The organism is Enterobacter cloacae complex sp. IR53041 (genome assembly GCF_049238285.1).
Taxonomy (GTDB): domain Bacteria; phylum Pseudomonadota; class Gammaproteobacteria; order Enterobacterales; family Enterobacteriaceae; genus Enterobacter; species Enterobacter roggenkampii.
Map to the genome: position 1 here is coordinate 60,171 of NZ_JBMKHB010000026.1, position 11,446 is coordinate 71,616.

The 11,446-nt window shown below is 54.5% G+C and carries 10 protein-coding genes; all 10 read right to left on the minus strand.

Annotated features, from left to right (window positions below; genetic code table 11):
• Nucleotides 1–7 precede the first annotated feature (7 nt).
• A complete protein-coding gene (gene nuoI, locus ACOTXF_RS17665; RefSeq protein WP_003861491.1) occupies nt 8–550 on the minus strand; it encodes an NADH-quinone oxidoreductase subunit NuoI in 543 nt (180 codons plus the stop codon).
• Between the two features lie 13 nt (nt 551–563).
• Nucleotides 564–1,541 carry an NADH-quinone oxidoreductase subunit NuoH gene (nuoH, locus tag ACOTXF_RS17670; protein WP_047747636.1) on the minus strand — a complete coding sequence of 326 codons (978 nt, stop codon included), beginning with the start codon at nt 1,539–1,541 and terminating at the stop codon, nt 564–566.
• A complete protein-coding gene (nuoG, locus tag ACOTXF_RS17675; RefSeq protein ID WP_047747637.1) occupies nt 1,538–4,261 on the minus strand; it encodes an NADH-quinone oxidoreductase subunit NuoG in 2,724 nt (907 codons plus the stop codon). Before nuoG ends, nuoH begins: the two co-directional genes overlap by 4 nt.
• Before the next feature lie 55 nt (nt 4,262–4,316).
• Nucleotides 4,317–5,654 carry an NADH-quinone oxidoreductase subunit NuoF gene (nuoF, locus tag ACOTXF_RS17680; protein ID WP_008500209.1) on the minus strand — a complete coding sequence of 446 codons (1,338 nt, stop codon included), beginning with the start codon at nt 5,652–5,654 and terminating at the stop codon, nt 4,317–4,319.
• On the minus strand, nt 5,651–6,151 hold the full coding sequence (gene nuoE, locus ACOTXF_RS17685; protein WP_008500208.1) for an NADH-quinone oxidoreductase subunit NuoE: 501 nt from the start codon (nt 6,149–6,151) through the stop codon (nt 5,651–5,653). The genes nuoF and nuoE overlap by 4 nt, the downstream gene beginning before the upstream one ends.
• A gap of 2 nt (nt 6,152–6,153) precedes the next feature.
• Nucleotides 6,154–7,956 (minus strand): NADH-quinone oxidoreductase subunit C/D, encoded by a 1,803-nt coding sequence (gene nuoC, locus ACOTXF_RS17690; protein ID WP_232927066.1) that lies wholly within the window; start codon nt 7,954–7,956, stop codon nt 6,154–6,156.
• Nucleotides 7,957–8,045: 89 nt separating this feature from the next.
• Entirely contained in the window at nt 8,046–8,720 is a 675-nt protein-coding gene (gene nuoB, locus ACOTXF_RS17695) for an NADH-quinone oxidoreductase subunit NuoB (RefSeq protein ID WP_003861482.1), read from the minus strand.
• 15 nt (nt 8,721–8,735) lie between these two features.
• On the minus strand, nt 8,736–9,176 hold the full coding sequence (gene nuoA / locus ACOTXF_RS17700) for an NADH-quinone oxidoreductase subunit NuoA (RefSeq protein ID WP_006176516.1): 441 nt from the start codon (nt 9,174–9,176) through the stop codon (nt 8,736–8,738).
• Between the two features lie 630 nt (nt 9,177–9,806).
• The gene (lrhA, locus tag ACOTXF_RS17705) at nt 9,807–10,745 is read right to left on the minus strand and encodes a transcriptional regulator LrhA (RefSeq protein WP_021241557.1); all 939 of its coding nucleotides are present in this window, start codon (nt 10,743–10,745) and stop codon (nt 9,807–9,809) included.
• 624 nt (nt 10,746–11,369) lie between these two features.
• Nucleotides 11,370–11,446: IS1 family transposase (locus ACOTXF_RS17710; protein ID WP_033802282.1), on the minus strand; the 77-nt coding region annotated here is incomplete at its 5' end.

Genomic DNA, 11,446 nt, shown 5'->3' on the forward strand with positions numbered 1-11,446 from the left:
CCTCTCCTTACGGTAACAGGCTCTTGACGTCGATAGGCTTGGCTTCGTTCTCTGCTTCGCCCTTATCTTTGCCGTCGATTGCCATACCCGCCATCCGGTAGAAGTTATATTCCGGGTATTTGCCCGGACCGGAAATCAGCAGATCCTCTTTCTCGTACACCAGGTCCTGACGCTTGTACTCACCCAGCTCGAAGTCTGGAGTCAGCTGAATCGCCGTGGTTGGGCACGCTTCTTCACACAGACCGCAGAAAATGCAGCGTGAGAAGTTGATGCGGAAGAACTCAGGGTACCAGCGGCCGTCTACCGTCTCGGCTTTCTGCAGAGAGATACAGCCAACCGGGCACGCTACCGCACACAGGTTACAGGCAACGCAGCGCTCGGAACCGTCCGGGTCGCGCGTCAGCACGATACGGCCACGGTAGCGCGGCGGCAGATATACCGGCTCTTCCGGGTACATCCGGGTTTCGCGTTTGGCAAACGCGTGCAGGCCGATCATCCAGATACTGCGTACCTGGGTACCGAAGCCTACCAGTAATTCTTTTAAGGTCATGGTCTATTGCCCCTTATGGCTGCTGCCAGAGAATGACAGCGGCCGTTACCAACAAGTTGACGAGCGTCAGCGGCAGGCACACTTTCCAACCGAAGGACATTACCTGGTCATAACGCGGACGCGGTAACGCTGCGCGAATCAAAATGAACATCATCATGAAGAACGCGGTTTTCAGCGCGAACCAGATGAACGGCGGTAAGAACGGGCCATGCCAGCCACCGAAGAACAGCGTTACCATCAACGCGGAAATGGTGACGATACCGATGTACTCGCCCACGAAGAACAGACCGAATTTCATACCGGAATATTCGATGTGGTAACCGTCGGCCAGTTCCTGTTCGGCTTCTGGCTGGTCAAACGGGTGACGGTGACACACCGCCACGCCCGCGATAGCAAAGGTAATAAACCCAAAGAACTGCGGAATCACGTTCCAGATGTCGGCCTGGTTGTTGACGATGTCGGTCATGTTAAATGAACCGGCCTGCGCCACCACGCCCATCAGGGAGAGACCCAGGAACACTTCGTAGCTCAGGGTCTGCGCGGACGCACGCATCGCACCCAGCAGCGAGTATTTGTTGTTACTGGACCAGCCTGCGAACAGGACCGCGTAAACCGCGAGGCCTGCCATCATCAGGAAGAACAGAATGCCGATGTTCAGGTCAGCGACCACCCAGGTCGGGCTGACCGGAACGATAGCAAACGCCAGCAGCAGCGAGGTGAAGGCGATCATCGGTGCCAGAGTAAAGATCACGCGATCCGAGAAGCGCGGGATCCAGTCCTCTTTAAAGAACATCTTGATCATGTCCGCGACCAGCTGGAGTGAACCACCCCAGCCCACGCGGTTCGGTCCGTAACGGTTCTGGAACAGACCGAGCAGACGACGTTCACCAAAGCTCATGAACGCGCCGCAGGTGACCACCACCAGCAGGATAACAATCGCTTTCAGAATGATCAGCAGGATGTCGATAAGATCCGGCGTTAACCAACTCATGCTTTTGCCTCCTGCAGATTATCAAGACGCGCACCCGCCAGAACCGGCGCGATGCCAGGCATACCCATCGGCAGACCGACCTGCCCTGCTGTCAGACTTTCAGAAATAATCAGCGGCAGGCTGATGGTCTGGCCGTCATAGCTAAAGGCAATGTTCGCGCCCGCGTTAACGCCAAGCTTCGCGGCGTCCGCCGGGTTGAGCTTGATGTACGGCTGCGGCATGCGGGTCTGGAAGACCGGTGAACGCTGGGACAGCTCGTCGCTACCGAACAGGTGGTAGTACGGGGCAATACGCCAGCTACCGTCCTGCGCCTGGAAGCTCGCCGGTACGGTGGTGAAGAAGTCCAGACCGGTTTCGGAGGCCTCAATCAGACGCACGCCCGGATCGCCGTGGCGCAGGGAGCCGCCCACTTCAGCCTGGAACTTGTTCCATGCCTGCGGGGAGTTCCAGCCCGGTGCCCATGCGAACGGGATTTGCGAACGCGGCGCAGACGGCTGGTTGTTCCCTTCCATGGAGAAGGCGAACATGGTGTCTTTATCCTGCGGCTGGCGCGGTTCGTGCACGCTGATGTTGGCGCGCATTGCGGTACGGCCGCTGTAACGGTGCGGTTCACGCGCCAGTTTCTGGCCGCGAATGCGGAAGCTCGCTTCAGGCGCGGCATCTTTAATGCCTGCCAGCTGAGGCAGTTTTTCCACCACCGCGTCGATAACGTGGTCGAGCTGCGTCCAGTCCACTTCACGGCTCTGCACGGTGCTGTGCAGGGAGTGCAGCCAGCGCCAGCTCTCCAGCATCACGGTGTTGCTGTCGTAGTACGACGGGTCATAAACCTGGAAGAAACGCTGCGCGCGGCCTTCGTTGTTGATAACGGTACCGTCGCTTTCTGCGAAGCTTGCCGCAGAGAGCACCAGGTGCGCTTTATCCATAATCGCGGTGCGCTGATGATCGATAACCATCACCAGCGGCGCTTTAGAGAGTGCAGCGTCGACACGCGCGGCTGATGCATGGCGATGCAGGTCATTTTCCAGCACCACAACGGCGTCAGCGGCACCGGATTCCAGTTCGCTTAACGCTTCTTCCAGCGAGCCGCCGCCGATCATGCCCAGACCAATGCTGTTCACCGCACGGGCAATCATGGTCACACCGACGTCAGCACCGCGGCCTTTCAGGGCTTTGGCCACGTTGGCTGCTGCCTGAATGATCTCTGCGCTACCGGCGTTGGTACCGGAAATAATCAGCGGTTTCTTCGCCCCCGCCAGCGCCTGAACAATCACGTCGACCTTGCTCTGCAGGTCACGATCCAGTTCAACGGCCGGAGAGTTGTTGTCCAGCGCATGGGCAATGGCAAAGCCAAGACGCGCCTGATCTTCAACCGGTGCGCAGTAGGTCCACGCCGCGATATCGTCCAGACGGGTATTGTCGACGTTGGTCACAAACAGAGGATGCTTCGCGCGCTGGCCGATGTTCAGGATCGCCGCAATCTGCCAGTCAGCCACTTTCTGCGCCGCTGCCATTTCACGTGCTTTCCCCTTCACCGCCTGACGAACCGCCAGAGCCGCGCGTGCGCCGGTCTGCGTCAGGTCTTCACCCAGCACCAGAACCGCATCATAGGATTCAATTTCGCGCAGCGCAGGGGTATGGATACCGCCTTCACGCAGCACTTTCAGTACCAGCTGCAGACGTTCCTGCTCGCCCTGGGCGATGCCGGTATAGAAGTTTTCCGCCCCGACCAGCTCGCGCAGCGCGAAGTTGCTTTCGATGCTGGCGCGCGGGGAACCGATACCGATCACTTTCTTCGACTGACGCAGAATATCTGCCGCACCCTGCATCGCCTGTTCAGCGTTCAGGGTGATGAAGTCGTCGCCACGGCGCTGAACCGGCTGACGCGGACGGTCCTTCAGGTTCACATAGCCATAGCCGAAACGACCGCGGTCGCACAGGAAGTAGTGGTTAACGGTACCGTTGTAGCGGTTTTCGATACGACGCAGTTCGCCGTAGCGCTCACCCGGGCTGGTGTTGCAGCCGAGAGAACATTGCTGGCAGATGCTTGGCGCAAACTGCATGTCCCACTTACGGTTGTAACGCTCGGAGTGGGTTTTATCCGTGAAGACGCCGGTCGGGCAGATTTCTACCAGGTTACCGGAGAATTCGCTTTCCAGTACGCCGTCTTCTGGACGACCGAAGTAGACGTTGTCATGTGCGCCATACACGCCCAGATCCTGACCGTCTGCATAGTCTTTGTAGTAACGCACGCAGCGGTAGCAGGCGATGCAGCGGTTCATTTCGTGAGAGATGAACGGCCCCAGATCCTGATTACGGTGGGTACGCTTGGTAAAGCGATAGCGACGGAAGCTGTGACCGGTCATCACGGTCATATCCTGAAGGTGGCAGTTTCCGCCCTCTTCACAGACCGGACAGTCGTGCGGGTGGTTGGTCATCAACCACTCCACAACGCTTTCGCGGAACTGTTTCGCTTCTTCGTCATCAATCGAAATAAAGGTGCCTTCGGTGGCTGGCGTCATACAGGACATCACCAGGCGACCACGCGTGTCTTCCGCGTTTTGATATTGCTTCACCGCACACTGGCGGCAAGCACCGACGCTGCCCAGCGCCGGATGCCAGCAAAAGTACGGAATATCAAGGCCAAGAGACAGACAAGCTTCCAGCAGGTTGTCCGCCCCGTTGACTTCGTATTCTTTGCCGTCTACATGAATCGTAGCCATTAGCATGCTTCCAGTTGGCTCGGTCGAAACCGAGCGTTAATCAAAATTCTTGTCGTTACCAGCGCGCTTTAAGCAGGTTCGGCTGAATCCCATTAATCGCATGGGTATTGCTGAACGGCTGCTTGATGCCTGCTTCGAACTCGTCGCGGAAATATTTGATCGCGCTCTGCAGAGGTTCGACGGCACCCGGTGCGTGGGCACAGAAGGTTTTACCCGGGCCTAAGAATCGACACAGTTGCTCAAGTGTCTCGATATCGCCAGGCTGGCCTTCGCCACGTTCGATTGCACGCAGGATCTTCACGCTCCACGGCAGACCATCTCGGCACGGTGTGCACCAGCCGCAGGACTCACGGGCGAAGAACTCTTCCAGGTTACGCACCAGCGATACCATGCCGATCTCGTGGTCGACGGCCATCGCCAGCGCCGTACCCAGACGGCTGCCTGCTTTACCAATGCTTTCGAATTCCATCGGCAGGTCAAGGTGGGCTTCGGTGAGGAAGTCTGTCCCTGCCCCACCCGGCTGCCAGGCTTTGAATTTCAGGCCATCGCGCATGCCGCCAGCGTAGTCTTCAAGAATTTCACGCGCGGTAGTACCGAACGGCAGTTCCCAGACGCCAGGATTTTTAACGCGACCGGAGAAGCCCATCAGCTTGGTACCGGCATCTTTGCTTGAGGAGATGCCCTGATACCACTCCACGCCGTTGGCGAGGATAGCCGGAACGTTACACAGGGTTTCGACGTTGTTTACGCAGGTCGGTTTACCCCATACGCCGGAGCTTGCCGGGAACGGTGGCTTGGAACGCGGGTTCGCGCGACGGCCTTCCAGGGAGTTAATCAGCGCGGTTTCTTCACCGCAGATGTAACGCCCGGCGCCGGTGTGCACGAACAGTTCGAAGTCAAACCCGGTGCCGAGAATGTTTTTGCCCAGCAGGCCCGCTTCGGTGGCTTCGGCAATCGCGCGACGCAGGTTTTCCGCCGCTTCGATGTACTCACCGCGCAGGAAGATGTAGCCACGGTACGCTTTCAGCGCGAACGCGGAGATCAGCATGCCTTCCACCAGCAGGTGCGGCAGCTGTTCCATCAGCAGGCGGTCTTTATAGGTGCCCGGCTCCATTTCATCGGCGTTACACAGCAGGTAACGGATGTTCATGGATTCGTCTTTTGGCATCAGGCTCCACTTCAGACCGGTGGAGAAGCCCGCGCCGCCGCGGCCTTTCAGGCCAGACTCTTTTACCGCGTTAACGATGTCGTCCGGCGCCATGCCGCCAAGGGCTTTACGCGCACCGGCATAGCCGTTTTTGCTCTGATATTCGTCGAGCCATACCGGCTGTTTGTCATCACGCAGACGCCAGGTCAGTGGATGCGTCTCAGCAGTACGAATTACAGTTTTCATTTGTACTGCTCCAGCAGGTCAGGAATCGCTTCCGGCGTCAGATGGCTGTGAGTGTCCTCATCAATCATCATGGTCGGCCCCTTGTCGCAGTTACCCAGGCAGCAGGTTGGCAGCAGAGTAAAGCGCCCATCGAACGTAGTCTGGCCCGGCTTGATATTGAGCTTCTTCTCAATCGCAGCCTGAATGCCCTGGTAACCGGTGATGTGGCAGACCACGCTGTCACAGTAGCGGATCACATGGCGGCCAACCGGCTGACGGAAGATCTGGCTATAGAACGTGGCCACGCCTTCTACGTCGCTTGCCGGAATACCCAGCACTTTCGCGATCGCATAGATCGCCCCGTCCGGCACCCAACCACGCTGTTTCTGTACGATTTTCAGCGCTTCAATGGACGCCGCACGCGGGTCTTCGTAGTGGTGCATCTCGTGCTCAATGGCGGCACGCTCTGCTTCACTCAGCTCAAAAGCCTCGGTTTGTGGTTGTTGATTCTCGTGCATAATTAGCGGTCCACATCTGACATAACAAAATCGATACTACCCAGATACACAATCAGGTCGGAGACCAGACTGCCGCGGATGGCGGACGGGATCTGCTGCAGGTGCGCAAAGCTCGGCGTACGCACGCGGGTACGGTAGCTCATGGTGCTGCCGTCACTGGTCAGGTAGTAACTGTTAATACCCTTGGTCGCTTCAATCATCTGGAAGGATTCTTGCGCCGGCATGACCGGGCCCCAGGAAACCTGCAGGAAGTGGGTGATCAGGGTTTCGATATGTTGCAGCGTGCGCTCTTTCGGTGGCGGCGTCGTCAGCGGGTGATCCGCCTTGAACGGGCCTTCCGGCATGTTGTTGAGGCACTGCTCAAGGATGCGCAGACTCTGGCGCAACTCTTCCACTTTCAGCATCACGCGGGTGTAGCAGTCGGAAACGCCGCCGCCCACCGGGACTTCAAAGTCGAAGTTCTCGTAGCCAGAGTAAGGACGGGCTTTACGCACGTCGAAATCAATACCGGCCGCACGCAGACCTGCACCTGTTGTCCCCCACTCCAGCGCTTCTTTCGCGCCGTAGGCAGCAACGCCCTGGGAACGCCCTTTCAGGATGGTGTTGCGCAGCGCGGCTTTCTCGTAAGAGGCCAGACGTTTCGGCATCCAGTCGAGGAATTCACGCAGCAGGCGGTCCCAGCCGCGCGGCAGATCGTGTGCCACACCGCCGATACGGAACCAGGCCGGGTGCATACGGAAACCGGTAATGGCTTCTACCAGATCGTAGATTTTCTGACGATCGGTAAAGGCGAAGAAGACCGGGGTCATCGCGCCGACGTCCTGAATGAACGTGGAGATGTACAGCAGGTGGCTGTTGATACGGAACAGTTCTGACAGCATGACGCGAATCACGTTAACGCGATCCGGCACGGTAATGCCTGCCAGTTTCTCAACGGCCAGCACGTATGGCATTTCGTTGACGCAGCCGCCGAGGTATTCGATACGGTCAGTATACGGAATGTAGCTGTGCCAGGACTGACGCTCGCCCATCTTCTCAGCACCACGGTGGTGGTAGCCGATGTCTGGCACGCAGTCGACAATCTCTTCGCCGTCGAGCTGAAGAATAATACGGAAAGCACCGTGCGCAGACGGGTGGTTCGGACCGAGGTTGAGGAACATGAAGTCCTCGTTGTCGGTACCGCGCTTCATGCCCCAGTCTTCCGGTTTGAAGGTCAGCGCTTCCATCTCCAGATCCTGCTTGGCTTTGGTCAGCTCAAACGGATCGAATTCGGTAGCACGTGCCGGGTAGTCTTTACGCAGCGGGTGGCCGGTCCAGGTCTGCGGCATCATGATGCGCGTCAGGTGTGGGTGGCCGTCGAAGGTCATGCCGAACATTTCCCATGTCTCACGCTCGTACCAGTTGGCGTTCGGGAAAAGTTTGGTGATCGTCGGCAGATGCATGTCGTTTTCAGACAATGCCACCTTGAGCATGATATCCGTATTACGGTCTATTGAGATCAGGTGGTAGAAAACGGAAAAATCCGCAGCAGGGAGACCCTGGCGGTGCGTTCTGAGACGTTCATCCATGCCGTGTAAGTCAAACAGCATGACGTATGGTTTTGGCAATTTCTTGAGGAAATCGACAACTTCCAGCAATTGTTCACGCTTCACCCAAACAACGGGTACCCCGGTGCGGGTAGCCTGAACAGTAAAGGCATCCGGCCCAAAACGGTTGCGCAGTTCGCCAATGACTGGGTCATCCAGATGATCCCGGGTCTGCCAGGCGGCTTCTTGCGCGGTTAAGTCGGTCATATTGTTCACCATTGCAAATGGTCCGTGGTGACTGTTGAGCCTGGCTTCGCGCTATTTGAGTAGTGATATGCGAAGGTGTTCTCCAGGCCTACAGGCGCAAATTAAATTTCGTCAGGCGTACGCAGATTGGTGACGGCAATACGTTCACCACGTTTACGCTCGCGCTCAGACTGCATGTTCGCGCGATACACACCCTGATCGCCAACGACCCACGACAGTGGGCGACGTTCTTTACCGATGGACTCCTGCAGCAGCATCAGCGCCTGCATGTAGGCTTCCGGACGAGGCGGACAACCCGGGATGTACACATCCACTGGGATAAATTTATCTACGCCCTGTACGACGGAATAGATGTCGTACATACCGCCAGAGTTAGCACATGCGCCCATGGAGATAACCCATTTTGGCTCCAGCATCTGGTCATAAAGACGCTGAATAACAGGTGCCATCTTGGTAAAGCAGGTACCGGCCACCACCATCAGGTCAGCCTGACGTGGGGAAGCACGCAGTACCTCTGCCCCAAAACGCGCAACGTCATGCACCGCAGTGAATGACGTCACCATTTCAACGTAGCAGCAAGAAAGGCCAAAGTTGTAAGGCCAGATGGAGTTCTTACGACCCCAGTTGACCATATCGTGCATGGCATGTTCGAGTTTGCCCATGTACACGCTTTTATTGACTTCTTGCTCCAGGGGGTCGGTTACGATCTCCTGTTTTTGCAGGGGGTAACGGTCATTCTCACCGTTAGGATCTATGCGGGTGAGCGTATAATCCATCTTATTGCCTCGCTGTTACTGCTGACGATTAGAGATACTGTTTTCCGGGTTGATGTGTTCACGACGTGAACGCGCAGGCGTCCAGTCAAGCGCGCCAATACGCACCAGATAAACCAGACCGGCCAGTAGCACTAAAATGAAAATTGCGGCCTCGACAAAGCCCACCCAACCACTTTCGCGAATGGAGGTAGACCATGCGAAGAGGTAAAGCGCTTCCACGTCGAAGATGACGAAGAACATGGCTACCAGGTAAAACTTGGCAGACAGGCGTAAGCGAGCGGTACCTACTGAATCAATACCTGATTCGAAAGGTGTGTTTTTGTGCCTTGCACGGGCGCGACCGCCCAGGAACCAGCCGCCGACTAACATCAGGCAGCACAGGCCAATGGCTACAATAAGAAAGATTGCGAATGCCCAGTGATGAGCGATGACTTCTGTGGATGTTGACATACTCATTGCTTACTCATCAAAAGTGATACCAACGACACTGCTCTTGCTGGCAGATGGGCATCACATCGATTCATGGGGAGGAACAAATAACCTTACACTAACTGTCAGAAATGAGACATAGACAGCAAAATGATGGGGTTTTTTACTCCTTTCTATAACCTATTGTCAACTTTAACAAAGGTTTCTTCACATTAAATTACATCGAGCGATTCTCATTAACATTTGGTGCCCTTTAACCCTGGTGGGTACATGACTTTCCGTCAAATGTATGTTGTTGAATCGTGTCCGTTTCGGAAGTAAAAAAAATAACCCTCCTATTTTGACAGGATTTGCCAACGATTCCTCCCCCCAAATAGGAGTATTTTCTTGATCTGCGACACGCTTTTGTTAATTCAACCTGGAAAACGGCAACATATTTCCTGTTTTTTTAACATAGGGGGGATATGGATGAAGTTAGAACGGAAAACGGATGAGTTTTAATCAAAAGCATTTAGCTTATTGATAAATAGAGGGTATCCCGTAAATCCACGCGGCATACGCGGGTATTATTGCTAAAAAAAAGCCACTGCATGTGAAAATCACACGAGTGGCTTTTTTTTACACTTACATTTTGTTACCAGAATTTTGAGCTGGCGATCACTCAAAATCCCCTTCAACGATCAGGGAATCATCCCCCCCTTCGGAGGTAACGCGCTCGAACTGCCACGGGTTATGGTAGTTTTCCATCGCCTCGAACACCACTTTTGCCAGCTCGTTATGGCTGGACGAATTATGGCAGAGCAGATATTCCGTATCCGGCAGCGCAGGCAGGCCATCGGATTTTCCCAGAACGCGCAGATCGGGGCTCATCATTTCTACCGGACGGGCGGTAACACCCAGACCGGCTTTCACGGCGGCACGCACCGCTGGCAGCGTGGACGCCACATACGCCAGACGCCACGGAATATTGGCCTCATTCAGCGCCGTCAGCACCATATCGCGGAACGGGCTCGGGTCATCCAGTAACACCAGCGGCACCGGCTCGCCTTTTTGCAGCACGTATTCGGCCGCGCAATACCAGTGCGTAGGTGATGTACGCAGCGTCAGGCAATCAAACTGCCCGGGACGATGCGTGGTGACCACCAGGTCGACTTTATTCTCATTTAACATCTCAACCATAAAAGCATTACGCTTTACGCTAACGTCCAGCGCAAGCTTCGGATAAACCGAACTGATGCGATTGAGAAGAAACGGCAATATAGTATCCGCCGACTCATCAGATGCACCTAACGTTAGCACGCCCTGAAGGTTGCTAAACATTAATGACATACATGCTTCATCATTAAAGCGAAGAATTTTCCTGGCATAACCCAGAAGCTGAATACCGTGTTCCGTTAAGAGCTTATTACGCCCGTGACGGGCAAATAGCTCTTTACCAACCAGTTGCTCCAGCCGCTGCATTTGCTGGCTGACGGCGGACTGAGTTCGGCAAACGGCGGCAGCAGCTGCCGCAAAAGTGTTGAGATCGGCGACCGCAACAAACGTTCTCAGCAGATCGAGGTCGAGATTCATTATCGGACGATTTGCATTTATCATATCTATTCACTTTCAGGTTGCTCGTGCGGAGCTGCCCGGGTTGAAGCTGTGTGTGTACAGTTAAGCAATTCCCTCTGAAGATTTTCCCTCGCATCCCGGCCCGGCAGACTGCCTGACAGATAGTTATTGTGCTGCTTTATATCAACAGTCAGAAAGCACGTTTCATGACGTTATTTTTATTCTCTTAAACGTTCAGGATATTTAGATGTTCGCAGGTTTATGTAAATTACATTAAAGGTATAACACCTTTTCTGCCATCTGTATCGCAGCGCTGTCAACGTAGCAGGAGATGTGCGACACATTCCAGCCAGAGATAACTCTAACAATAACAATCAATTAATTCAGAAAACCAGTGTCAGATATACAAAAAACGTGCATCTGTCCTCTGCTTTCCTTGAAGACATCTTAACCCAAATCCACTTTATTTATAAGTCTTATTGCAATATTAAGGATTAAAGAAGAATGTTAAGCTTCTAAACTAATTTTATTAAAATTAACTAAAGTTGCATTTTATAGGTTAATAATAAATAAATTTTAATTTAGATTAAGACTATTCATTAATGGCACTTAACATTAATTTCACATGAGTAACTTTTATCCACAGTATGCGGTAATGACTCCAACTTACTGATAGTGTTTTATGTTCAGATAATGCCCGATGACTTTGTCATGCAGCTCCACCGATTTTGAGAACGACAGTG

Excerpts from the sequence above, each read along its gene's own strand:
- nuoI (WP_003861491.1), bottom strand. The coding sequence starts at position 550 with ATGACCTTAAAAGAATTACTGGTAGGCTTCGGTACCCAGGTACGCAGT.
- nuoH (WP_047747636.1), bottom strand. The coding sequence starts at position 1,541 with ATGAGTTGGTTAACGCCGGATCTTATCGACATCCTGCTGATCATTCTG.
- nuoG (WP_047747637.1), bottom strand. The coding sequence starts at position 4,261 with ATGGCTACGATTCATGTAGACGGCAAAGAATACGAAGTCAACGGGGCG.
- nuoF (WP_008500209.1), bottom strand. The coding sequence starts at position 5,654 with ATGAAAACTGTAATTCGTACTGCTGAGACGCATCCACTGACCTGGCGT.
- nuoE (WP_008500208.1), bottom strand. The coding sequence starts at position 6,151 with ATGCACGAGAATCAACAACCACAAACCGAGGCTTTTGAGCTGAGTGAA.
- nuoC (WP_232927066.1), bottom strand. The coding sequence starts at position 7,956 with ATGGTGAACAATATGACCGACTTAACCGCGCAAGAAGCCGCCTGGCAG.
- nuoB (WP_003861482.1), bottom strand. The coding sequence starts at position 8,720 with ATGGATTATACGCTCACCCGCATAGATCCTAACGGTGAGAATGACCGT.
- nuoA (WP_006176516.1), bottom strand. The coding sequence starts at position 9,176 with ATGAGTATGTCAACATCCACAGAAGTCATCGCTCATCACTGGGCATTC.
- lrhA (WP_021241557.1), bottom strand. The coding sequence starts at position 10,745 with ATGATAAATGCAAATCGTCCGATAATGAATCTCGACCTCGATCTGCTG.